General features: G+C 67.7%; 19 protein-coding genes. 11 read left to right on the forward strand and 8 right to left on the reverse strand.

Going from position 1 to position 21,458, the window contains the following annotated elements:
* The first annotated feature begins 22 nt into the window (after window positions 1-22).
* From HMPREF3014_RS01345 to siaD, 10 genes are all read left to right on the forward strand, one after another.
* A complete protein-coding gene (locus HMPREF3014_RS01345) occupies window positions 23-1,942 on the forward strand; it encodes a chemotaxis protein CheA (RefSeq protein ID WP_016252851.1) in 1,920 nt (639 codons plus the stop codon).
* Window positions 1,929-2,414: a chemotaxis protein CheW gene (locus HMPREF3014_RS01350; RefSeq protein ID WP_034017419.1), complete on the forward strand. Its 486-nt coding sequence runs from the start codon at window positions 1,929-1,931 to the stop codon at window positions 2,412-2,414. Before HMPREF3014_RS01345 ends, HMPREF3014_RS01350 begins: the two co-directional genes overlap by 14 nt.
* A gap of 35 nt (window positions 2,415-2,449) precedes the next feature.
* The gene (aer2, locus tag HMPREF3014_RS01355; RefSeq protein WP_070734376.1) at window positions 2,450-4,489 is read left to right on the forward strand and encodes an aerotaxis transducer Aer2; all 2,040 of its coding nucleotides are present in this window, start codon (window positions 2,450-2,452) and stop codon (window positions 4,487-4,489) included.
* A gap of 69 nt (window positions 4,490-4,558) precedes the next feature.
* Window positions 4,559-5,401 (forward strand): CheR family methyltransferase, encoded by an 843-nt coding sequence (locus HMPREF3014_RS01360; protein ID WP_009875674.1) that lies wholly within the window; start codon window positions 4,559-4,561, stop codon window positions 5,399-5,401.
* Window positions 5,402-5,406: 5 nt separating this feature from the next.
* On the forward strand, window positions 5,407-6,009 hold the full coding sequence (gene cheD, locus HMPREF3014_RS01365; RefSeq protein ID WP_003102220.1) for a chemoreceptor glutamine deamidase CheD: 603 nt from the start codon (window positions 5,407-5,409) through the stop codon (window positions 6,007-6,009).
* Window positions 6,010-6,028: 19 nt separating this feature from the next.
* On the forward strand, window positions 6,029-7,078 hold the full coding sequence (locus HMPREF3014_RS01370; protein WP_003083922.1) for a protein-glutamate methylesterase/protein-glutamine glutaminase: 1,050 nt from the start codon (window positions 6,029-6,031) through the stop codon (window positions 7,076-7,078).
* A 263-nt stretch (window positions 7,079-7,341) separates the two neighbouring features.
* Complete coding sequence (gene siaA / locus HMPREF3014_RS01375; RefSeq protein WP_009875673.1) at window positions 7,342-9,333, forward strand: biofilm regulation protein phosphatase SiaA; 1,992 nt, start codon at window positions 7,342-7,344, stop codon at window positions 9,331-9,333.
* A gap of 8 nt (window positions 9,334-9,341) precedes the next feature.
* Window positions 9,342-9,884, forward strand: coding sequence for a biofilm formation regulator kinase SiaB (gene siaB, locus HMPREF3014_RS01380; RefSeq protein ID WP_003083916.1), 543 nt, complete (start codon window positions 9,342-9,344; stop codon window positions 9,882-9,884).
* A gap of 26 nt (window positions 9,885-9,910) precedes the next feature.
* Window positions 9,911-10,291: a biofilm formation regulator SiaD modulator protein SiaC gene (siaC, locus tag HMPREF3014_RS01385; protein WP_003102215.1), complete on the forward strand. Its 381-nt coding sequence runs from the start codon at window positions 9,911-9,913 to the stop codon at window positions 10,289-10,291.
* 6 nt (window positions 10,292-10,297) lie between these two features.
* Entirely contained in the window at window positions 10,298-11,125 is an 828-nt protein-coding gene (gene siaD / locus HMPREF3014_RS01390) for a biofilm formation regulator diguanylate cyclase SiaD (protein WP_003083910.1), read from the forward strand.
* A 6-nt stretch (window positions 11,126-11,131) separates the two neighbouring features.
* Here the strand turns inward: siaD and HMPREF3014_RS01395 are convergent, their stop codons facing one another.
* From HMPREF3014_RS01395 to HMPREF3014_RS01415, 5 genes are all read right to left on the reverse strand, one after another.
* A complete protein-coding gene (locus tag HMPREF3014_RS01395; protein ID WP_003102213.1) occupies window positions 11,132-11,722 on the reverse strand; it encodes an IMPACT family protein in 591 nt (196 codons plus the stop codon).
* 5 nt (window positions 11,723-11,727) lie between these two features.
* The gene (locus HMPREF3014_RS01400; protein ID WP_003083903.1) at window positions 11,728-12,393 is read right to left on the reverse strand and encodes a TetR/AcrR family transcriptional regulator; all 666 of its coding nucleotides are present in this window, start codon (window positions 12,391-12,393) and stop codon (window positions 11,728-11,730) included.
* A 92-nt stretch (window positions 12,394-12,485) separates the two neighbouring features.
* Window positions 12,486-13,892 carry a uracil-xanthine permease family protein gene (locus HMPREF3014_RS01405; protein WP_003102211.1) on the reverse strand — a complete coding sequence of 469 codons (1,407 nt, stop codon included), beginning with the start codon at window positions 13,890-13,892 and terminating at the stop codon, window positions 12,486-12,488.
* 241 nt (window positions 13,893-14,133) lie between these two features.
* Window positions 14,134-14,970 carry an outer membrane protein OmpK gene (locus HMPREF3014_RS01410; RefSeq protein ID WP_003102209.1) on the reverse strand — a complete coding sequence of 279 codons (837 nt, stop codon included), beginning with the start codon at window positions 14,968-14,970 and terminating at the stop codon, window positions 14,134-14,136.
* Window positions 14,971-15,641: 671 nt separating this feature from the next.
* The gene (locus HMPREF3014_RS01415; protein ID WP_003102206.1) at window positions 15,642-17,258 is read right to left on the reverse strand and encodes a gamma-glutamyltransferase family protein; all 1,617 of its coding nucleotides are present in this window, start codon (window positions 17,256-17,258) and stop codon (window positions 15,642-15,644) included.
* A 77-nt stretch (window positions 17,259-17,335) separates the two neighbouring features.
* On the opposite strand from HMPREF3014_RS01415, the gene HMPREF3014_RS01420 reads away from it, so the two are divergent.
* On the forward strand, window positions 17,336-18,133 hold the full coding sequence (locus tag HMPREF3014_RS01420) for an AraC family transcriptional regulator (RefSeq protein WP_003083886.1): 798 nt from the start codon (window positions 17,336-17,338) through the stop codon (window positions 18,131-18,133).
* A 28-nt stretch (window positions 18,134-18,161) separates the two neighbouring features.
* Here HMPREF3014_RS01420 and HMPREF3014_RS01425 read toward each other — a convergent pair whose 3' ends face one another.
* The 3 genes from HMPREF3014_RS01425 to HMPREF3014_RS01440 all read right to left on the reverse strand — a co-directional run bounded on the left by HMPREF3014_RS01425 (window position 18,162) and on the right by HMPREF3014_RS01440 (window position 21,322).
* Entirely contained in the window at window positions 18,162-19,496 is a 1,335-nt protein-coding gene (locus tag HMPREF3014_RS01425; RefSeq protein WP_003102204.1) for an OprD family porin, read from the reverse strand.
* A 586-nt stretch (window positions 19,497-20,082) separates the two neighbouring features.
* Window positions 20,083-20,268, reverse strand: coding sequence for a hypothetical protein (locus tag HMPREF3014_RS01435; protein WP_003083879.1), 186 nt, complete (start codon window positions 20,266-20,268; stop codon window positions 20,083-20,085).
* A gap of 115 nt (window positions 20,269-20,383) precedes the next feature.
* Window positions 20,384-21,322: a LysR family transcriptional regulator gene (locus HMPREF3014_RS01440; RefSeq protein WP_003118585.1), complete on the reverse strand. Its 939-nt coding sequence runs from the start codon at window positions 21,320-21,322 to the stop codon at window positions 20,384-20,386.
* Between the last annotated feature and the right edge of the window lie 136 nt (window positions 21,323-21,458).

Here is a 21,458-nt window from a genome sequence, read left to right on the forward strand (position 1 = left end):
GTTCCCCCGCGGGGGAGGTCCCATGCCCCAGGATATGAGCCAGTTTCTCCAGGTGTTCTTCGAGGAAACCGAGGAACACCTGGCCACCCTCGAACTCCTCCTGATCGGTCTCGACCTGGACCGGCCGGACAGCGAGACGCTGCACGGCATCTTCCGCGCCGCGCATTCGATCAAGGGTTCCAGCGGAATGTTCGGTTTCGACGACATCACCGCCGTCACCCACGAACTGGAGACCCTGCTCGACCGCATCCGCTGTGGCCAGATGCACCTGCGGCCGGACATGATCAGTTCCTTCCTCGAAGCCCGCGACGTGTTGCAGCGCCTGCTCGACGCCCATCGCAGCGGCAGTCCCGACCCCGGGGTGCCGTTGCTGGAGACGGTCGAGCGGCTGCGCGGCTGGCTGCGGGTGCCGGAACAGGAAGCGGCGGAGGAAGGCTTCGGCCTGTTCGACGACGCGCCCGCCAGGGAAACCGCGGACGACGATGCCTTCGGCTTCTTCGACGAAGGCCCGGGCGCTCCGGAACGAGCGGCCGCGCCGGAAGCGTTCGGGCTCTTCGACGAGGCGCCCGGCGCACCGGCCGCGAGCGAAGCGTTCGGCCTCTTCGATGAGGCACCGGGTTCCCCACCGGCGGAGGAACGCGCCTTCGGCCTGTTCGACGGCGCCCCCGGCAGCCCCGCCGCGCCCAGTGCGCCCGCGCAAGCCGTCGCCGCGACGGCCAGGGGCGCAGTCGCGCCCGTGCGTGGCGACGGCGAGTCCGGCTCGATCCGGGTCAGCGTGGAAAAGATCGACAGCCTGATCAACCTGGTCGGCGAACTGGTGATCACCCAGGCCATGCTCGGCCAGCTCGGCGAGCAGCTCGACCCGAGCCGCCACGAGCGCCTGCAGCACGCCCTGGCCCAGCTCGAACACAACACCCGCGACCTGCAGGAGTCGGTGATGTCGATCCGCATGCTGCCGATCAACTTCATCTTCAGCCGCTTCCCAAGGCTGGTGCGCGACACCGCCACGCGCCTGGGCAAGCAGGTCGAGCTGCACCTGCACGGCGAGCACACCGAACTGGACAAGAGCGTGATCGAGAAACTCAGCGATCCGCTCACCCACATCGTCCGCAACAGCATCGACCATGGCATCGAAACGCCCGCCGAACGCCTCGCCGCCGGCAAGCCGGCGAGCGGCACGGTGAAGCTCGCCGCCAGCCACCAGGGCGGCAGCGTGGTGGTGGAGGTTTCCGACGACGGTCGCGGCCTGTCGCGTCCGCGTATCCTCGCCAAGGCCCGCGAGCGCAACCTGCCGGTGCATGACGGGATGAGCGACGCCGAGGTCTGGCAACTGGTGTTCATGCCCGGCTTCTCCACCGCCGAGACGGTCACCGAGCTGTCCGGACGCGGCGTCGGCATGGACGTGGTGAAGCGCAACATCGGTGCCATGGGCGGGCGCATCGACATCGACTCGGCGCCCGGCATGGGCACTCGCATCGGCATCCGCCTGCCGCTGACCCTGGCGATCCTCGACGGCCTGATCGTCGCCGTCGAAGCGGTCAACTACGTGATTCCGCTGACCTACATCGTCGAGTCGCTGCAGGCGCGCAGCGACGACGTGCGCGGCCTCGGCGGCGAAGACAACGCGATGATCCGCGTACGCGGCGAGTACCTGCCGCTGTTCAGCCTGCACGAGCTGTTGCGCATCGGCGGCGAAGCGCCGGCGCCGGAGCAGGGCATCGTGGTGATCCTCGAGTCCGAGGGGCGCAGCTTCGCCCTGCAGGTGGACGAACTGGTCGGCCAGCAGCAGGTGGTGATCAAGAGCCTGGAACAGAATTTCCGCCGCGTGGAGGGTATCGCCGGCGCCACCATCATGGGCGACGGCAGCGTCGCCCTGATTCTCGACGTCGATGCGCTGCCACGCCTGGCGGCGCGGGAGGACACCGCCGATGAACGGCACTGAGGCAAGCCAGGCGAACGGCCCGGCGCAGGAATACCTGACCTTCACCCTGGGCCGCGAGGAGTACGCCATCGACATCCTCCGCGTGCAGGAGATCCGCGGCTACGACCAGGTCACCGCGATCGCCAACGCGCCGCCCTTCATCAAGGGCGTGATCAACCTGCGCGAGGCGATCGTGCCGATCGTCGACCTGCGCATCAAGTTCCACCTCGCCGAGGTCACCTACGACCCGTTCACCGTGGTGATCATCCTCAACATCGGCCGGCGCATCGTCGGCGTGGTGGTGGACTCGGTATCCGACGTGATCGCACTGGGCGGCGACGCGATCAGGCCGCCGCCGGAGTTCGGCGCCAGCTTCGACACCGAATACCTGCTCGGCCTGGCCACCGCGGGCGAGCGCATGTTGATCCTGGTGGACATCGAGAGACTGATGACCAGCCGCGAAATGGCGCTGGTCGACGAAGCCGCGGCCTGAGCGGCGCCAACGAGGGATAGGCAGGGGATATCGAAATGGGTCTGTTCAATGCACATGCGGTGGCGCAGCAACGCGCCGACCGGATCGCCACGCTCCTCCAGTCGTTCGCCGACGGCCAGCTCGACACCGCCGTCGGCGAGGCCCCGGCGCCCGGCTACGAGCGTCTCTACGACAGCCTGCGGGCGCTGCAGCGGCAACTGCGCGAACAACGCGCCGAACTCCAGCAGGTGGAAAGCCTGGAGGCGGGGCTGGCGGAGATGAGCCGCCAGCACGAAGCCGGCTGGATCGACCAGACGATTCCCGCCGAACGCCTGGAAGGTCGCGCGGCGCGCATCGCCAAGGGCGTCAACGAACTGGTGGCCGCGCACATCGCGGTGAAGATGAAGGTGGTCAGCGTGGTCACCGCCTACGGCCAGGGCAACTTCGAGCCGCTGATGGACCGCCTGCCGGGCAAGAAGGCGCAGATCACCGAAGCCATCGACGGCGTTCGCGAACGCCTGCGCGGGGCCGCCGAGGCGACCTCGGCGCAACTGGCCACGGCGGCCTACAACGCGCGGATCAAGAGCGCGCTGGACAACGTCTCGGCCAACGTGATGATCGCCGACAACGATCTCAACATCATCTACATGAACCGCACCGTCAGCGAGATGCTCGGTCGCGCCGAAGCGGATATCCGCAAGCAACTGCCGAACTTCGACGCCGGCCGCCTGATGGGCGCCAACATCGACGTGTTCCACAAGAATCCGGCGCACCAGCGGCACCTGCTGGCCAACCTCACCGGCGTGCACAAGGCCGAGCTCAACCTCGGCGGCCGGCGCTTCTCCCTCGACGTGGTGCCAGTGTTCAACGACGCCAACGAACGCCTCGGCTCCGCCGTGCAATGGACCGACCGCACCGAGGAACACCGCGCCGAGCAGGAAGTCTCGCAACTGGTGCAGGCGGCGGCCGCCGGCGACTTCAGCAAGCGCGTCGAGGAGGCCGGCAAGGAAGGCTTCTTCCTCAGGCTGGCGAAGGACCTGAACAGCCTGGTGGATACCGCCGACCGCGGCTTGCGCGACGTCTCGCGGATGCTCGGGGCGCTGGCCCAGGGCGACCTCACCCAGCGCATCGAGGCCGACTACCAGGGCACCTTCGGCCAGCTCAAGGATTTCTCCAACGACACCGCACAAAGCCTGTCGCGGATGCTCGGGCAGATTCGCGAGGCCGCCGACACCATCAACACCGCCGCCAGCGAGATCGCCAGCGGCAACGCCGAACTGTCGGCGCGCACCGAGCAGCAGGCGTCGAGCCTGGAGGAAACCGCCTCGAGCATGGAAGAACTGACCAGCACGGTGAAGCTCAACGCCGAGAATGCCCGCCAGGCCAACTCGCTGGTGGCCAATGCCTCGGAAGTGGCGACCCAGGGCGGCACCGTGGTGCAGAAGGTGGTCAGCACCATGTCCTCGATCAACGAGTCGGCGCGCAAGATCGCCGACATCATCGGGGTGATCGACGGCATCGCCTTCCAGACCAACATCCTCGCCCTCAACGCCGCGGTCGAGGCAGCCCGCGCCGGCGAGCAGGGCCGCGGCTTCGCGGTGGTCGCCGGGGAAGTGCGCACCCTCGCCCAGCGTTCCGCCGCCGCGGCCAAGGAGATCAAGACGCTGATCTCCGACTCGGTGGACAAGGTGGAGAACGGCAACACCCTGGTGGCCCAGGCCGGACAGACCATGAGCGACATCGTGGTGGCGATCCGCCGGGTCACCGACATCATGTCGGAGATCGCCGCCGCCTCCGCCGAGCAGAGCACCGGCATCGAAGAGGTGAACAGCGCGGTCTCGCAGATGGACGACATGACCCAGCAGAACGCCGCGCTGGTGGAGGAAGCCGCGGCCGCGGCCGAGGCCATGCAGGAGCAGGCGGGCCTGCTCAACCAGTCGGTGGCGGTGTTCAGGCTGGACACTCCGCCGAGCGTGGTCCAGCTCGCCAGCGCGCGGCCGTCCGCGCCACGCCCCAGCGCGCCGGCGCCGCTGGCCCGCAGCGGCATGGCGCGGGCCAGCAAGGCGCGCAAGGAAGACGGCTGGGAAGAGTTCTGAGACCACGCCGCGCCTCCGCCAGGCGGAGGGCGGCAAGCCCTTAGGGTCGACCAGGGAAACCCGACGCCAATGCCCACCTCCACGCCTTCGCCGGTGTTCGGCAACCAGGAGTTCCACTACACCCGCGAGGACTTCCAGCAAGTACGCGAGCGGCTCTACCGGCTGACCGGCATCAGCCTGGCCGAGAGCAAGGCGCAACTGGTCTATAGCCGCCTCTCGCGGCGCCTGCGCCTGTTGCGGCTCGGCAGCTTCGCCGAATATTTCACCCACCTCGACCGCGAGCCGGGCGAGCAGCAGTTGTTCGTCAACGCGCTGACCACCAACCTCACCGCATTCTTTCGCGAACGCCACCACTTCCCCCTGCTCGCCGACCTCGCCCGCCGCCAGTTGCAGCGGCATCGCCCGCTGCGCATCTGGTCGGCGGCGGCGAGTACCGGCGAGGAACCCTATTCGATCGCCATCACCCTGGTGGAGGCGCTGGGCAGCTTCGATCCGCCGGTGAAGATCGTCGCCTCGGACATCGATACCGGGGTGCTCGACTGCGCCCGCCAGGGCGTGTATCCGCTGGAGCGCCTGGAGCAGATGTCGGCGCCGCTGAAGAAACGCTTCTTCCTCCGCGGTACCGGGCCCAACGCCGGCAAGGCGCGGGTGGTGGAGGAACTGCGGCAGCTGGTGGAGTTCCGCCAGATCAACCTGCTGGAAGCGGACTGGCCGATCGCCGGGGAGCTCGACGCGATCTTCTGCCGTAACGTGATGATCTACTTCGACAAGCCGACCCAGACCCGCCTGCTGGAACGCATGGTGGCCCTGCTGCGGCCGGAGGGCCTGTTCTTCGCCGGGCATTCGGAGAACTTCGTCCACGCCAGCCACCTGGTGCGCTCCGTCGGCCAGACCGTCTATCGCCCGGCCTGATCGCGATGAACCTCCAGGCCCGGGAAGGCGCGCCACTGAACCGCTACTACGATCCGTACTTCGCCTGCGATGCGGTGAAGCTGTTGCCCGGCGAATACTTCGCCAGCGGCGAAGACCTGGTGATCGTCACCGTGCTCGGCTCCTGCGTCTCGGTGTGCCTGCGCGACCCGCTCAACGGCATCGCCGGGATGAACCACTTCATGCTCCCCGAGCGCGGCCTCGGCGGCGACCCGGCCTCGCCGTCGGCGCGCTACGGCAGCCACGCCATGGAACTGCTGATCAACCGCATGCTGGCCCTCGGCGCCAGCCGCGAGCGCCTGCAGGCCAAGGTCTTCGGCGGCGGCTCGGTACTGCGCCAGATCAGCGCCGCCATCGGCCAGCGCAACGTCGAGTTCACCCTCGACTACCTGGCCACCGAGCGTATCCCGCTGCTCGCCAGCGACGTGCTGGAGGCCTTCCCGCGCAAGATCTACTTCTTCCCGCGCAATGGCCGGGTCCTGGTGAAGTCCCTGGTGGAGCTGAAGAACGACACCGTGCTGCAGCGTGAACGCGACTACCGCCGCCGTATCGACCGCAACGCGGACGGCGGCCCCATCGACCTGTTCTGACTCTCCGGGAGAGCCCGCCATGCCCATCAGTGTCCTGGTCGTCGACGATTCCGCCCTGATCCGCAGCCTGCTCAAGGAGATCATCCAGGCCGACCCGGAGCTGCGCCTGGTCGGCTGCGCGCCGGACGCCTTCGTCGCCCGCGACCTGATCAAGCAGCACGCGCCGGACGTGATCAGCCTCGACGTGGAAATGCCGCGAATGGACGGCCTGACCTTCCTCGACAAGCTGATGAAGGCGCGGCCGACCCCGGTGCTGATGATCTCCTCGCTCACCGAGCGCGGTTCCGAAGCCACCCTGCGCGCGCTGGAACTGGGCGCGGTGGACTTCATCGCCAAGCCCCGGCTGGGCATCGCCGAAGGCATGCAGGCCTATGCCGAGGAAATCCGCGCCAAGCTCAAGACCGTCGCCCGCGCCCGCCTGCGCCGCCGTGCGGCGGACGCGCCGGCGCCGCCGGAAAGCGCGGCGCCGCTGCTCAGCACCGAGAAGATCATCGCCCTCGGCGCCTCCACCGGCGGCACCGAGGCGCTCAAGGAAGTGCTGCTCGGCCTGCCGGCGCACAGTCCCGGGGTGGTCATCACCCAGCACATGCCTCCCGGCTTCACCCGCAGCTTCGCCGAGCGCCTGGATCGCCTGACCCGGCTCAGCGTCAGCGAAGCGCGCGACGGCGACCGCATACTGCCCGGCCACGCCCTGGTCGCGCCGGGCGACCACCACATGGAGGTGCAGCGCTCCGGCGCCAACTACGTGGTGCGTTTGAACCGCCAGGCGCAGGTCAACGGCCACCGCCCGGCAGTGGACGTGATGTTCGAGTCGCTGGCTCGCTGCGCCGGGCGCAACCTGCTCGCCGGGCTGCTCACCGGCATGGGCAAGGACGGCGCGCGCGGGCTCCTGGCGATCCGCCAGGCCGGCGGCTACACCCTGGCCCAGGACGAGGCTACCTGCGTGGTCTACGGCATGCCCCGCGAAGCGGTGGAACTGGGCGCCGCGGAAGACGTGCTGCCGCTCGAACGGATCGCCGCCGCGCTGCTCCAGCAAGCCGCCCGGCGCGGCAGCGGCAACCGCCTCTGAGCGGGATCCTGGCCGGCCCGCTGCGCTTTTTCGCCGCCCCCCCGCAACCTCCCCCGCCGAGACCCCGCCGACGACAGGCCCGAACCACGGGCCTTTGCCTGCTCGCCATCATTGTGACGTCAAATTAATGGCGAAATAAAACCAAATTACGTTGCCTGAAATAATGCACATCTGCACAATTGGCCCTTTCGCCAAAAGTTCGACACACGCTTTCGATCCATGATTTCGGCCGCGGGCCGGGCGAGAAACTGATAGGGATAGCCATGGCGGCGAACTGGGGGTTGCGCGGCAAATCGGTGGTGGCGCTGTTGCTGGCCTGTGCCCTGGCACTGGTCCCGGCGGTGCTGCTGGGCTGGCGCGCGATGGACGACATCCGTACGCACTTCGGCCTGGCCTACGCGAAGAACTTCACCCTGCTGCACCGGCAGAAGATCCTCGCCCCGGTCTCCCGCGAACTGGCGTTGTCGCGCCGTTTCGCCGAATCGGTGGTGACCCGCGACTGGCTGCTGAAGGAAGACGACCCGGCGCGCCGCGCGCTGTTCTTCCGCGAGGCCGAGGGCTACCGCGGCGACTTCCGCGACCACGCCTACTTCATCATCGCCAGCGGCTCCCAGCACTACTACTTCAACGACGGCCGCCAACCCTACAGCGAACGGCCGCGCTACACCCTGGAGGCCGGCGACCCGGAAGACGCCTGGTACTTCAATACCCTGCGCAACAGCGCCGCCTACAACATCAACGTCAATGTCGACAGCAAGCTGAACCTGACCAAGGTCTGGTTCAACCTGGTGATCCGCGACCAGGGCCGGCCCATCGGCCTGGCCGGCAGCGGCCTGGACCTGAGCGGCTTCCTCGACGACTTCATCATCGCCCGCGAGCCGGGCGTGACGCCGATGATCGTCGGCGACGACGGCGCCATCCAGGCCCACCCGGACCGCCGCCTGATCGCCTACAGCTCCGCCGCCGGCGGCGCCAGCGAACGCCACCGGGTGTTCGACCTGCTCGACCAGCCGGAACAGCGCGACGCCCTGCGCGAGGCCATGCGCCTGGCCCGCGCCAAGGCCGGCTCGGTGCACTGCCTGTGGGCCGGCCTCGACGGCCGCCAGCAACTCTTCGCCGTGGCCTACATTCCCCAACTGCGCTGGTACGTGCTCACCGCCGTCGACCTGCACGCCGCCCAGGTCCTCGACAACCGCTGGCTTTGGCCGCTGGCGGGCACGTTCCTGCTGTTGCTGGTGGCCCTGCTGCTGGGCTTCGCCTATGCCGTCGAGCGCCTGCTGTTGCGCCCCCTGCGCAGCCTCAAGCGCTCGGCCAAGGCGATCGCCGCCGGGCGCTACGACACGCCGCTGCCGCTGGCGCGCCAGGACGAGATCGGCTCGCTGTCGAAGGCCTTCGCCAGCATGGCCGACCAGGTCCGCCGGCACACCGCCGAGCTGGAAGACAAGGTCCAGGAGCGCACCCAGGCGCTGGAGGAAGCCAACCGCGAGATGGCCGCCGCGCAGAAGAAGATCGGCGACAGCCTCGACTATGCCAGCCTGATCCAGCGCGCGATCCTCCCCGACCGCCAGCTCAGCGCCACCCTCGGCGAGCATCACTTCATCCTGTGGAAACCGCGCGACGTGGTCGGCGGCGACTTCTACGTGTACCGCGAGCAGACCGACGGCTACCTGATCGGCGTGGTCGACTGCGCCGGTCACGGCGTGCCCGGCGCGCTGATGACCATGCTCGCCCGCGCCGCCATCGACCACGCCATCGAGGCGGTGGGCAGCCGCGACCCGGCGGCGATCCTCGGCGAGACCGACCAGGCGATGCGCAGCATGCTCAGCCAGGAGCAGATCCCCCAGGCGCTGGCCACCAACATGGATGCCGGGCTGGTCTGGGTCGACCGCCGGCGCCGCCAGCTGGCCTTCGCCGGGGCGAAGATCTCGCTGTACGCCAGCGACGGCGAGGAGGTCCAGGAACTCAAGGGCGCGCGCCGGGCGATCGGCGACAAGCGCCGTGGCGACTACCGCAACATCGAGGTACCGCTGGCGCCGGGCTGGACCTTCTACCTGAGCACCGACGGTTTCCTCGACCAGGCCGGCGGCGAACACGGCTTCGGCTTCGGCAGCCGGCGCTTCGCCGACATGCTCCGCGACCACGCGCGGCAGCCGCTCCCCGAGCAGGCCGAGGCCTTCGTGGCGACGCTCGCCGAGTACCAGGGCGAGCACCCGCAACGCGACGACATCACCATCCTGTCCTTCCGATTCGACTAGGGGCACCCATGGAAACGCTAGACCTGCTGGCCATGCGTGAAAGCTACACCCGCCAACGCATCCTGCTCTGCTTCAACGGACCGATCTCGCGCAGCCTGATCGAGGAGATAGGCCACGCGCTGCGCAACTACCTGCACGCCGAACAGGCCAAGCCGAGCGAAGCGATGGACGTCTTCGCGGTGTACATCGAGATGACCCAGAACATCCGCCACTACGCCAATCTCAAGGGCTACGGCGAACACGAGGCGGCGGCCACGGTAGCCATCGCCCGCAACGAGGACGGCCACTACGTGGTGTCCGCCGGCAACCTGGTGGAACGCGACGACGGCCAGAGCCTGGTGCGCAGCATCCAGGCCATCGCCAACCTCGACAAGGCCGCCCTCAAGGCCGCCTACAAGGAGCAGCTACGCCGCCCGCGCGACAGCGGCTGCGCCAGCGGAGCCGGTCTCGGCCTGCTGGACATCGCCCGCAAGTCCAGCGAACCACTGGCCGCATCGCTGAAGGAACAGCCCGACGGGCGCGCCTTCTTCAGCCTGCGCGCCGTGATCTGACCCCGTGTTTTAGGAAGAACACCATCATGAGTGACCTGCACATACCCGGCACCCAGTCCACGCCCGCCATCCAGGGCGACTGGCAGGCCGGACGCCTGTCCATGCAAGGCGATTCCTACCCGGAAAACTCCTATGAACTGTTCGGCCAGGTGATCGACTGGGTCGAGCGCTTCCTCGCCGCCGGGCAGCGGCCGCTGGAACTGGACCTGCGCCTGCTGTACCTGAACACCAGTTCGATCAAGGCCATGATGGACATCCTCGACCTGCTCGAAGAGGCCCACCAGGGCGGTCGCCCGGTCAGCCTGCGCTGGCACTACGACCGGCGCAACGAACGGGTCGCCGAGCTGGCCGAGGAGTTCCGCGAGGACTGCAGCTTCCCCTTCGCCATCCAGGCCCACGACGAGTAGCCGACGATGAGCCGCGAACGCGAACTGGACGCCTGGATCGACGGCCTGCTGGCCGATCCGCAGTTCCACGGGCATCCGCTGCACCAGGCGCTGGCCCGCCTGCGCCAGCAATCGCTGGAGCAACTGGTGCGGCTGGAGCGCATCGCCCGGATCTCCGACGGTTTCCAGTCGATGGCGCGGGAGCAGAACCTGTCGCTGTCCGAGCGCTACCACAAGCAGCTGCGGCGCCTGGAAAAGGTGGCGCGGATCTCCGACCGCTACCAGCAGATGATGCGCGACCTCAACCTGGCGCTGAAGGAAGCCTCGATCCGCGACCCGCTGACCGGCCTGCCCAACCGACGCATGCTGCTGGAGCGCCTCAGGGAGGAGAACGAACGCTCCCAGCGCCACGGCCAGAGCTACGTGCTGGCAATGCTCGATGTGGACTTCTTCAAGCAGGTCAACGATACCTGGGGCCACGACAGCGGTGACCGGGTGCTGGTGGAAATCGCCCGGGCCATGGAGTCCGAGCTACGCGAATACGACCTCTGCGGCCGCTGGGGCGGCGAGGAATTCCTCCTGCTGCTGCCGCAGACCCGCCTGCAGGACGCCGGCCCGGTACTCGAGCGGGTGCGCGACAGCGTACGGACCCTGGCGGTACGCGTCGGCACCGAGGCGCTGAGCGTCACCGCCAGCGTCGGCGTTACCGAACACCGCATCGGCGAAACCTATTCGCAGACCGTCAATCGCGCCGACGCCGCACTGCTCGACGCCAAGCGCAGCGGCCGCGACAAATGCGTGTTCGCCGCGCTCCCGCCGCTTCCTGCCCCTTCCCGCCCGGCTCCAGCGCGCTGAGCCTCCTCAGGCGTCCAGCCGCTGCGGCCGCACCTGGCCTCGGCTGAGGTCCACCAGCAGCGCCTGAAGCGCCTCGAAGCGCGCCACCGGCAACTCCAGGGTCAGGACGACGCCGTCGGCGCCGTAGTCTTCGGCCGCCACGCTGGCGCCCAGCGCCAGGCTGCGCGCCTTGAGCAGCGCGTGGTCGGCGAAGGCACAGGCGAAGCGCACCCGACAGCGCTCGACCAGCTCGCTGCGCGGCGCCTGCTGCAGGCACTTGGCCGCGCCGCCGCCATAGGCGCGGGCGAGGCCGCCGGTGCCGAGCTTGATGCCACCGAACCAGCGGCTGACCAGCACCGCCACGCAGTCCATGTCCTGTCCCTCGATGGCCGCCAGGATCGGCCGCCCGGCGCTGCCGCCGGGTTCGCCGTCGTCGCTGAAGCGGTACTGCGCGCCGCACTTCCAGGCCCAGCAGTTGTGTCCGGCGGAAGCGTCGCGGTGGGCGGCGATGAACGCCTGCGCCTCGTCCTCGTCGGCCACCGGCGCGGCGATGGTGTGGAAGCGGCTCTTGCGGATTTCCTCGCGGTATTCGGCGAGGCCTTGCAGGGTGCTCGGCATCGCGTTCAGGCCGCCGGCGGGGTCAGTCCGCAGCCCTTGAGGATGATCCGCACCAGGTTGTCGGCGGCGGCGGCGAAGTCCTGCCTGGACATGCGCTTGCGGCCGGTGACCAGGCCGATCTGGCTGGCGAAGTCGGCGTAGTGCTGGGTGCTGCCCCAGAGCAGGAAGATCAGGTGCACGGGATCCACCGGGTCCATCCGGCCGGCGGCGATCCAGGCCTCGAATACCGCGGCGCGGCCGCGGAACCAGCTGCGGTAGTCCTGGTTGAAATGCGCGGTGAGGCACTCGCCGCCGCTGATGATCTCCATGGCGAAGATCCGCGAGGCCAGCGGGTAGCGGCGGGAGAACTCCATCTTGGCGCGGATGTAGCGGGCCAGCGCCTCGGCCGGATCGTCGTCGACGCCGAGGGTGTTGAAGGTACTGTCCCAGAGTTCGAGGATGTTGCTCAGCACCGCCGTGTAGAGGCCCAGCTTGTTGCCGAAGTAGTAGTGCAGGTTGGCCTTGGGCAGGCCGACGTTCTGCGCGATGGTGTTCATGCTGGTGCCCTTGAAGCCGTGGCGGGCGAACTCCTCCTCGGCCGCGGCGAGGATCGCCTCCTCGTTCTTCTGGCGGATACGCCCGGCCGGCTTGTCGCGGGCGGCCGGGTCGTGGGCGGGCACTGTCAGGGTCATGCGCAGGTTTCCATCGGCGTGATCCCCGCGTTGATACCCCAGCCCGGCCGCGGGACACAAGCCAGGCGCGGAAAAATTTGCAAACGCCCGTATCAACCCAGCGGCTTGCGCCAGCGCGCCAGGGCGCCGCCCTTCGCGCTGGCCTGCGCCGCTTCGGCAACGCGCTCCTCGGGCAGCAGCAGGTTGAGCAGGATGGCGGTGATGCCGCCGCTGGTGATCGCCGAGTCGAACAGGGTCTTCACCACCGCCGGCATCTGGTCGAGCAGGGTCGGCTGCGCGGCCACGCCGAGGCCGACGCCGAACGAGGCGGCGATGATCAGCACGCTGCGGCGGTCCATCGCGGTCTGGCCGAGAATGCGGATGCCGGCGGCGGCGACGCTGCCGAACATCACCAGGGTGGCGCCGCCGAGCACCGGCTTGGGGATCTGCTGGAGGATCGCGCCGACCCAGGGGAACAGGCCGAGCGCCAGCAACACGCCGCCGATGTAGATGCCGACGTGCCGGCTGGCCACCCCGGTGAGCTGGATCACCCCGTTGTTCTGCGCGAAGGTGGTGTTCGGGAAGGCGCTGAAGGTGGCTGCCAGCAGGCAACTGACGCCGTCGCCGAGCACCCCGCCGCGCAACCGCTGCAGGTACGCCGGCCCCTCCAGGGGTTGCCGCGAGAGCATGCAGTTGGCGGTCAGGTCGCCGACCGTCTCGATGCTGCTGATCAGGTAGATCAGCGCCACCGGCAGGAAGGCCATCCAGTCGAAGGCGAAGCCGAAGCGGAACGGCTGCGGCAGGCTGACCAGCGGCAGCTCGGGCAGCGCCCGCGGAACGAACAGGCCGGTCGCCCAGGCCGCCAGGGTACCCAGCGCCAGGCCGATGACGATGGCGGCCAGGCGCAGCCAGGGCAGGCGCGAGCGGTTCAGCAGGACGATGCTCAGCAGCACCAGCGCGCCCAGCGCGAGATTGGCCGGTGCGCCGAAGTCCGTGGCCCCGGCTCCGCCGCCGAGGTCGGTGATGCCGACCTTGATCAGGCTGACGCCGATCAGGGTGATGACGATGCCGGTGACCAGCGGCGTGATCACCCGGCGAAGATGGCCGAGGAAACGACTGAGGACGATCTGCACGAAGGCGCCGAAGAAGCACACGCCGAAGATCATCGCGAGGATCTCCTCGGGACCGCCGCCGCGCTGCTTCACCAGCATCCCGGCGGCCAGCACGGCGCCGAGGAAGGCGAAGCTGGTGCCTTGCAGGCAGATCATCCCGGCGCCGATGCCGAACGGCCGGCGCGCCTGGATCAGGGTGCCGGCGCCGGAAACCATCAGCGCCATGCTGATCAGGTATGGCAGGTGCTCGCCGAGGCCGAGCAGCGAGCCGATCACCAGCGGCGGAGTGACGATACCGACGAAGCTGGCCAGCACGTGCTGTAGCGCGGCAAGGAAGGCGGGAAGCGGGCGCGGCCGGTCGTCGAGGCCGTAGATGAGGTCGTTGGGGCGCTGGTCTTCGCTATGCATCGGGCCGTCTCAAGTGGCGCTCCTCGGACAGGAGGAGGATGCACGGCTTCTGCAAAAAGCTGTCCAGGTGATCAGCTTATTCCTGCCGCTCAGGCTGCAGGGCGCGCCCGGCGTGGGTCGAGCGAACAACGGGAGGCAAACGCAAGGACGACGAAGGCGACCGTCGCGCACCGTGCCGATGCACGGCGCGCAATGACGGGGCGCGCTGGCGGGGCCCGGCCGGCAGCCCCGCGCGACGGACTCAGAAGTGGTACTTGACCAGGAAGCTTGCGGTGTTCTGGTCGGTGGTGAAGTACTGCGAGTCCTTCACACCGTACTTGTCGGACCAGTAGTCGTACTCCAGGCCCACGTACAGGTGCTTAGGCTCGTAGCCGAGGGCCTTGCCCAGGTCGTACTTGACCTGTGGGTTGAAGTGCAGGTTGGCGTGATAGTCGCTCTGGTTGCGGCGGCTGGTGCTGGCGCTCTTGTTGTTGATCACCCAGTCCATGTAGCCGTCGATGAGGATGTCGGAGTTGCCCACCGGAATGGTGTAGGACCACACCGGGGTGATCTGCCAGGCGCCGGCGCGCACGCGGTTGCCGTCGGGCTTGCGGTAGTAGAAGTTGAGCTGGAAGTAGTCGAAGCCGGGGATCGCCAGGTCGAAGCCCGGGCCGAGCAGGTAGGCCTCGGTGTCGCCTTCGCCGAACTCGTAGGTGCCGGCCAGCAGCACGTCCTTCACCGGGCCGAAGGAGAGGTCCGCTCCGGTGAGCTTGCCGAAGCTCAGGCGCGGAGTGATCTCGCCGTAGTAGGTGTTCTTGCCGTTGCTGGCGTCTTCCTTGCCGTTGTAGTTGATCTGGTCGAAGAAGATGAACAGGTCGCCCCAGGTCCAGCCGCTGGCATGTTCCAGGGTGAAGGTCTGCTGGATCGGCGGGTTGATCTTGAAGTTCTTGCCGTAGAGGTAGGTCAGGCTCTCGTTGTGCCAGAGCAGCGGCCCCGAGTCGGTCTCGTGGGTCGGCGTCATGTCATGGTCTTCGGCGACAGCCTGGCCTGCGGCCAGTAGCCCCCCGGCTAGCATCACGGTGGCGAGTGTGCGGCTCATTGAAACGCTCCTGGAGTGAATAGCTTTTCTTCTAGTGGGCGAACCTGTCCGAGCGGTCAGGCCTCGCCATGGATAGCAAGAACGAAGCCAAGACGGCGCGGGCGCTTCGCCGGGTTTCCTGCGGCGAAGGGAACGCCTGTTTTTTCAGTGTTTTGGACAAAGGCGGCGAAATGCCTCCAACCTCTCTACGACGGCAAAAACCTGACCCCAAGGACAGTTTTTGCCTTGCACTGGTGCGTGGTCGGGAGGGGCGTGCTCGACTTTGGGTTGGCAGCGCGAAGAAAACTGGATACACAAAAACGATTTGTGACAAAAAGAATCAGCAGACTTTTGTACACAAAACAGTGCGTGGTCTTTCTACACATCACCGCCCCGGCGTTCGGGCGAGAAGCGGCGCGGATGATGCCAGAGACGGCGGGCGGAATTCATCCCCGAATGGGGTTTTTCGTCGGGTTTCAGGACGCCCGGACGTAAATTCGCCAGGGCCTGGGAGACTCCGGTGGCATGACATCCAGAAGGCGCTCTCGATGTTGCGTAGCGGAGCGCGCTCGAGTACGGGTCGCCTGGCAGCCTATGCCTGCCGGGACTTCTTGCTTCGCCATCCGCAGGGCGGATACGCCTTGGGCATTATCCGCCGGACAGGTCTCCCCGCCTCACCCACATGGGTCCCCTCACCACACCGCGATCTGCGAATCGGTGCGCGGCTCGGTGCCGCCACAGAGCACGCCGCTGGCCGGGTCGCGCAGGACGATCTGGCCGCGCCCGTAGCTGGTCGAGTCGTAGGCGATCTCCACCTGGTGCCCACGCTGCGCCAGCTCCGCCGCCAGCGCGCGCGGCGCGGCATGTTCGATGCCGACGCGCAGCCCGCCCAGCCACTGCCAGCGCGGCGCGTCGAGGGCAGCCTGGGGGTTGAGGCCGAAGTCCACCAGGTTCATCACCATCTGCACGTGGCCCTGCGGCTGCATATAGGCGCCCATCACGCCGAACGGGCCGAGCGGCACGCCGTCCTTGCTGAGGAAACCGGGAATGATGGTGTGGAAGGTCTGCTTGCCCGGCTCCAGGCAATTCACGTGGTCCGGATCAAGGCTGAACTCGGCGCCGCGGTTCTGCAAGGCGATGCCGGTGCCGGGCACCACCACGCCGGAGCCGAAGCCGTGGTAGTTGCTCTGGATGAACGAGACCAGGTTGCCCTCCTCGTCGCCACAGGCCAGGTACACCGTGCCGCCCGGCCTCGGCTGGCCGGGGCTGGGATCGAGCGCGCGCTCGCCGATCAGCGCACGGCGGCTGGCGGCGTAGTCCTCGTGCAGCAGTTCCTCGACCGAGACCCGCATCGACTGCGGCTGGCTGATGTAGTGCAGCCCGTCGACGTACGCCAGCTTCATCGCCTCCAGTTGGCGATGCCAGGTCCGCGCGCAGTCGCGCTCGCCGAATTCGAAGCCCTTGAGGATGTTCAGGGTCATCAGGGCGATCAGGCCCTGGCCGCTCGGCGGAATCTCCCAGACGTCATAGCCACGGTAGTTCAGTGAGATCGGTTCGACCCACTTCGCCTGGTAGCCGGCCAGGTCCTCCGCGCGCAGGTAGCCGCCGCTGCGCTCGGCGTGGCCGACGATGGCCCTGGCCAGCTCGCCGCGATAGAAGCTTTCGCACTGGCTGCGCGCCAGCTCGTCCAGGGTGTCGGCCTGGCCCGGCTGGCGGAACACCTCGCCGGCGCGCGGCGCCCGGCCGTCGATGAGGAACTCGTCGAACCAGGCCCGCAGCTCGGGCCGCTGCGGCAACGCCGCGCGGAACTTGTCCAGGCCGCTCTGCCACAGGCGGGCGATCACCGGCGAGACCGGAAAGCCATCGCGAGCCAGCTCGATCGCCGGCCGCAGCAGTTGTTCGAACGGCAATTTGCCGAAGCGCCGCGACAGTTCGCCCCAGGCCGCCGGACAGCCCGGCACGGTGACCGGCGTCCAGCCGTACAGCGGCATCCGCTCGTGGCCGGCGGCGCGCACCCGCTCGCGATCGAGCAGGCCCGGCGCGCGCCCGCTGGCGTCCAGGCCGTGCAGGCGTCCGCGGGTCCAGACCAGGGCGAAGGCATCGCCGCCAATCCCGCAGCCGGTCGGCTCGACCACCGTCAGCGCGGCGGCGGTGGCGATCGCCGCGTCGATGGCATTGCCGCCACGGCGCAATATCTCCAGCCCGACCTGCGCCGCCTGCGGCTGCGAGGTGGCGACCATGCCGCGGCGGGCATGGACCGGCGAACGTTGCGAGGCGTAGGGAAGCGCGTGGGCGGAGAAGTCGAGCATCGGCGTGGGCTCCGGGAAACTTGAGGCGGCAGGTTAGCCCTGCCAGACTCTGCCGACTAGCGACACGACGCCAAGTCATGACGATGAACGGACAGCCTGCGGAACTGCACCGCCCGATTCCCACCCTCGCCCGCCTGCCACGGCCGGTCTACGCGCGCGCCGAAAGCCTGCGCGCCGGCTCCTGGACCTCGCGCCACCGGCACGCCTGGGTACAGCTTTCCTACGCCATCAGCGGCGTGCTCGGCGTACATACCGCCGAGGGCAGCTTCTTCGCCCCGCCGCAGCGGGCGATCTGGATTCCGGCGCAGCTGGAACACGAGGTGGTCACCTCCACCCGCGCCGAGATGCGCAGCCTGTACATCCGTGGCGACGCCTGCGCCTGGGCGCCGACGCGCTGCCGGGTGCTGGAGGTGACGCCGCTGGCGCGCGAGCTGATCAAGAGTTTCTGCGAGTTGCCGGTGGACTACCCGGAGGGCGACAGCGCCGAATCGCGGCTGGTGCAGGTGCTGCTGGACCAGTTGCGGCTGCTGCCGGAGGTCGCCTTCTCCCTGCCGATGCCGCGCGAGCCGCGCCTGCTGCGGCTGTGCCAGGCACTGATCGACGAACCGACTCAGAGCCTGACCATGGGCGACTGGGCGCAGCGCCTGGGCACCTCGGAAAAGACCCTGTCGCGCCTGTTCCAGCGCGAGACCGGGATGAACTACCGGCTCTGGCGCCAACGCCAGCGCCTGCTCGCCTCGCTCAACGCGCTGGAGGCCGGCGACAGCGTCACCGGCGCCGCCCTGGACAGCGGCTACGACTCGACCTCGGCCTATATCGCCGCCTTCAAGGGACTCTTCGGCTTCACTCCCGGCGAACTGTTCCGCCAGCGCTGAGCCCGGCGAAGGGCCCAGCGCGCGGGGCTCAGAACACGTCGATGGGATAGTCGACGATCACCCGGTATTCGTCGATGTCGTTGTCCACCGCGCTGTAGCCGCCGGTGCCGCGGTGGGTGGCCCAGCGCAGGCGCAGCGAGAGGTCCTTGGCCGGACCGCCCTGGACCACGTACTGCAGGTCGAGGTCGCGTTCCCAGTGCTTGGCGTTCTTGCCGTCGGCGCTGTACCAGCCGCCGTAGCCGGGGCTGTCCGGATCGACCCGGGTCAGGTCCAGCTTGCCGCGCGAGTACGAGGCCGAGGCGCTCAGGCCGGGTAGGCCGAGGGCGACGAAGTCGTAGTCGTATTGCAGCTTCCAGGACTTCTCGTTGGGACCGTTGAAGTCGGAATACTGCTGCGAGTTGTCGAGGAAGATGCTGTCGCCCTGGTTGATGTAGTCGAACGGCGTGTTGCCGTTGACCTTCTGCAGCACCGCGGTGACGGTGTGCTGCCTGTAGCCGACCGCGAAATGCAGGCTGTAGGTGTTGTTGTCGATCCGGCCGAGCAACGAGTCGCCGCTGTCGACGGTCTTGTAGTAGTGCGCGCCGGGGTTCAGCGACCAGTTGTCGTCGATCTCGTAGGTGTAGTCGACGTCGGCGTAGTACTGCTTCCAGACGTTCTGCAGTTCGGCGGCGTACAGGCTGCTGGTGAAGCCCTCGATGCCGCCCCAGGTGCCGCCCAGCCAGCTGAGATGATGGCTGTCGCGGTCGCCCGGCAGTTCGCCGTAGTACGAGCCGAGGCGACGGTGGCCACTCTGGTTGTAGTACTTGGTGAAACTGACCTGGCCAGCCGTGAGGGTCAGGTCCTCGAAACTGTTGTTGGTCAGGCTCACACCGCGGAAGGTCTGCGGCAGCATGCGCGACTCGCCGCCGGCGACCACCGGGTTGCTGAGGAACTGGTCGCCCAGCTTCAGCTCGGTGTCGAAGGCGCGGATCTTCAGCGCCGCCCCGCCACTGGAGAACTCATCGGGCGCCTTGCCGGATTCGTAGCCTTCCTTGCTCGGCGCGGTGATCGGCAGGATGCTGGTGCCGCCGGTACCGCCGCCGCCGTCGAGCTTCAGCCCGAGCATGCCGTAGGCGTCGACGCCGAAGCCGACCACGCCGGGCGTGTAGCCGGACTGAAAGGTGGCGATGAAGCCTTGCGCCCATTCCTTGCTGTCGTGCCCGGAAGCGTGCCGGCGGTCATGGTTGAAGTAGTAGTTGCGGGTCAGCAATTGGAGGCTGGAGCCTTCGATGAAGCCTTCTTTGGCTTCCCCCTCATCGGCCCAGGCGGCGGACGCGGTGCACAGCGCCAGCGCCATCGGCGTCAAGGCGAACAGATTCCTCATTGCGGTTGCTCCTTCTTACAGCGTGGTGAAATCCGGCAAGGCCGGAAAGCGTGTTGTGGTGTCGTTCCCGGCGACGCTTCTGCTGGCGTCGCGCGGGCGATCGCTCCCATGGGGCGCCCAGCCGGGCGCAACCCGAAAAAAAAGGCCGCTGGTATCAGCGGCCTTGAGAAGACGTCGAATAGGAGCAATCAAAGTTCGGCGTCGGGAAGTCTTGCCAGTGTATTTCCGGACACTGGAAACCGGCTGGAACGCAGTCGGACTCTTCTATTGAAAGTCTCTTCGACTCATCAGGCTTTAGGCTTTCCACGTCCCGCTCTTGCATGGCGAGATCGATGAAGACAGAACGAATATCGTCGACAGCCAGCGACAATTATCCATTGAGCTGGCGCGATTATATTTTTTTGCCACTATCGGAAAAACCCGATATCCAACGAAAGTCTTTTACATATTCTGCAAGAATTGTCCGAACGGTCAGGAAGGCAAAAAAAACGCCGCATATCATATGCGGCGCAAGGACAGGGTACCCAGGCTCACGCTTCCCGAGTACCCGGGGGAAGCCATGGCGCGGCTGGCGCCATGCGCTAGATCAGGAGTCGCTGCGGGCCCCGGCCTGCGCGGCGGAGGCGGAAAGTTCCTGCTGGTGCTCGATGGCCTGCTGGTTGGCGTCGACCATGCGGTTGGTCATCAGCGAGGACTCTTCGGCGAAACCGGCCTGGGAAAATGCGAGGGAAAACAAACTGAGTATGGCGGCAGCAAGGATCTGGCGATTCATGGCGGGTCTCCGATGACACCCTGTTCACTTGGGACAGGCGCCATATTAGTTAACCGCCATGCTCGGAAAAATAGCCAAACAGACGAGAGAGTATTACCTCAATAACAACAATCCTTCACTGTGCCCAGTAACTTGAACTTTGCATGGTAGTTTCGTCGCGGGCGAATGCCTGGGGAAGTTCCTGTTGCAACAGATCGACCCAGGTGCGGATCTTCGCGTCCAGGTAACGCCGCGAGGGATACAGCGCATAGATGGTCCGCTGGTGCATGGCATGGCCGGGCAACACTCGTAGCAGCTCGCCGTTGCGCAGCGCCGCGGCCGCCACGTAGCTGGGCAGCAGGGCGATGCCGAGGTCGGCCTTGGCCGCCTGGGCCATGACCTCGGCGACATTGACCATGAAGGTGTTCTGCGGGCTGACGGTGCGCTCGCCCTGCTCGTCGGCGAAGATCCAGCCCTCCGGGTAGGCCGGGTCCTGCAGGCGCAGGCAGACGTGGCGCTCCAGGTCGTCCACCGAGCGTGGCACGCCGCGCTGCTGCAGGTAGCCGGGACTGGCGCAGAGCACGCTGTGGATGCTGCCCAGGCGCTGGGCGACGAACTCCGAGTCGGGCAACTGGCGCTCGCCGGTGATCAGCACGTCCTGGCCTTCCTCGAGCATGTCCGGGTTGCGCTGGGACAGGGTCAGCTCGATCACCACGTCGGGGAACAGTGCGCCGTAGCGGGCGATCATCGGCACCAGGTGATGCTGGCCCATGCCCATCAGCGACTGCACGCGCAAGCGGCCGCAGGGGCGGATGTGCGCGCCGGCGGCTTCGGCCTCGGCGACCTCGATGTCCTCGAGGATCCCGCGGCACCGCTCCAGGTAGCGCTCGCCGGCCTCGGTCAGGGCCAGGCGCCGGGTGGTGCGGTGCAGCAGGCGCGTCTGCAGGTGCGCCTCCAGGTCGGAGATCAGCCGCGATACCTGCGCGGTGGACAGGTCCAGGGCCTGGGCGGCGGAAGTGAAGCTGCCGCTGTCCACCACCCTGGCGAACACGCGCATGCCTTGCAATGTGTCCACTATTACCTCGGTTGCAAAACAGATTCGTAAATTGGTCGGATTTTCCCTGGCGCCGGGCTGCCTATACTGGCCGCCGTCGCCGTAGCAACGCCGGGCATACCCTGCCCGGCGTCGGGGCGGATGGCCCACCCGCCGT

Source organism: Pseudomonas sp. HMSC065H01 (genome assembly GCF_001815235.1).
Taxonomy (GTDB): domain Bacteria; phylum Pseudomonadota; class Gammaproteobacteria; order Pseudomonadales; family Pseudomonadaceae; genus Pseudomonas; species Pseudomonas aeruginosa.

Bases quoted from the DNA above. Each gene is read 5' to 3' on its own strand.
- siaB (WP_003083916.1), top strand. From the start codon at position 9,342: ATGGAAACGCTAGACCTGCTGGCCATGCGTGAAAGCTACACCCGCCAA.
- HMPREF3014_RS01395 (WP_003102213.1), bottom strand. From the start codon at position 11,722: ATGCCGAGCACCCTGCAAGGCCTCGCCGAATACCGCGAGGAAATCCGC.
- HMPREF3014_RS01345 (WP_016252851.1), top strand. From the start codon at position 23: ATGCCCCAGGATATGAGCCAGTTTCTCCAGGTGTTCTTCGAGGAAACC.
- HMPREF3014_RS01360 (WP_009875674.1), top strand. From the start codon at position 4,559: ATGCCCACCTCCACGCCTTCGCCGGTGTTCGGCAACCAGGAGTTCCAC.
- HMPREF3014_RS01405 (WP_003102211.1), bottom strand. From the start codon at position 13,892: ATGCATAGCGAAGACCAGCGCCCCAACGACCTCATCTACGGCCTCGAC.
- siaC (WP_003102215.1), top strand. From the start codon at position 9,911: ATGAGTGACCTGCACATACCCGGCACCCAGTCCACGCCCGCCATCCAG.
- HMPREF3014_RS01410 (WP_003102209.1), bottom strand. From the start codon at position 14,970: ATGAGCCGCACACTCGCCACCGTGATGCTAGCCGGGGGGCTACTGGCC.
- siaD (WP_003083910.1), top strand. From the start codon at position 10,298: ATGAGCCGCGAACGCGAACTGGACGCCTGGATCGACGGCCTGCTGGCC.
- HMPREF3014_RS01370 (WP_003083922.1), top strand. From the start codon at position 6,029: ATGCCCATCAGTGTCCTGGTCGTCGACGATTCCGCCCTGATCCGCAGC.
- aer2 (WP_070734376.1), top strand. From the start codon at position 2,450: ATGGGTCTGTTCAATGCACATGCGGTGGCGCAGCAACGCGCCGACCGG.
- HMPREF3014_RS01350 (WP_034017419.1), top strand. From the start codon at position 1,929: ATGAACGGCACTGAGGCAAGCCAGGCGAACGGCCCGGCGCAGGAATAC.
- HMPREF3014_RS01415 (WP_003102206.1), bottom strand. From the start codon at position 17,258: ATGCTCGACTTCTCCGCCCACGCGCTTCCCTACGCCTCGCAACGTTCG.
- HMPREF3014_RS01400 (WP_003083903.1), bottom strand. From the start codon at position 12,393: ATGACCCTGACAGTGCCCGCCCACGACCCGGCCGCCCGCGACAAGCCG.
- HMPREF3014_RS01420 (WP_003083886.1), top strand. From the start codon at position 17,336: ATGACGATGAACGGACAGCCTGCGGAACTGCACCGCCCGATTCCCACC.
- cheD (WP_003102220.1), top strand. From the start codon at position 5,407: ATGAACCTCCAGGCCCGGGAAGGCGCGCCACTGAACCGCTACTACGAT.
- siaA (WP_009875673.1), top strand. From the start codon at position 7,342: ATGGCGGCGAACTGGGGGTTGCGCGGCAAATCGGTGGTGGCGCTGTTG.
- HMPREF3014_RS01425 (WP_003102204.1), bottom strand. From the start codon at position 19,496: ATGAGGAATCTGTTCGCCTTGACGCCGATGGCGCTGGCGCTGTGCACC.
- HMPREF3014_RS01435 (WP_003083879.1), bottom strand. From the start codon at position 20,268: ATGAATCGCCAGATCCTTGCTGCCGCCATACTCAGTTTGTTTTCCCTC.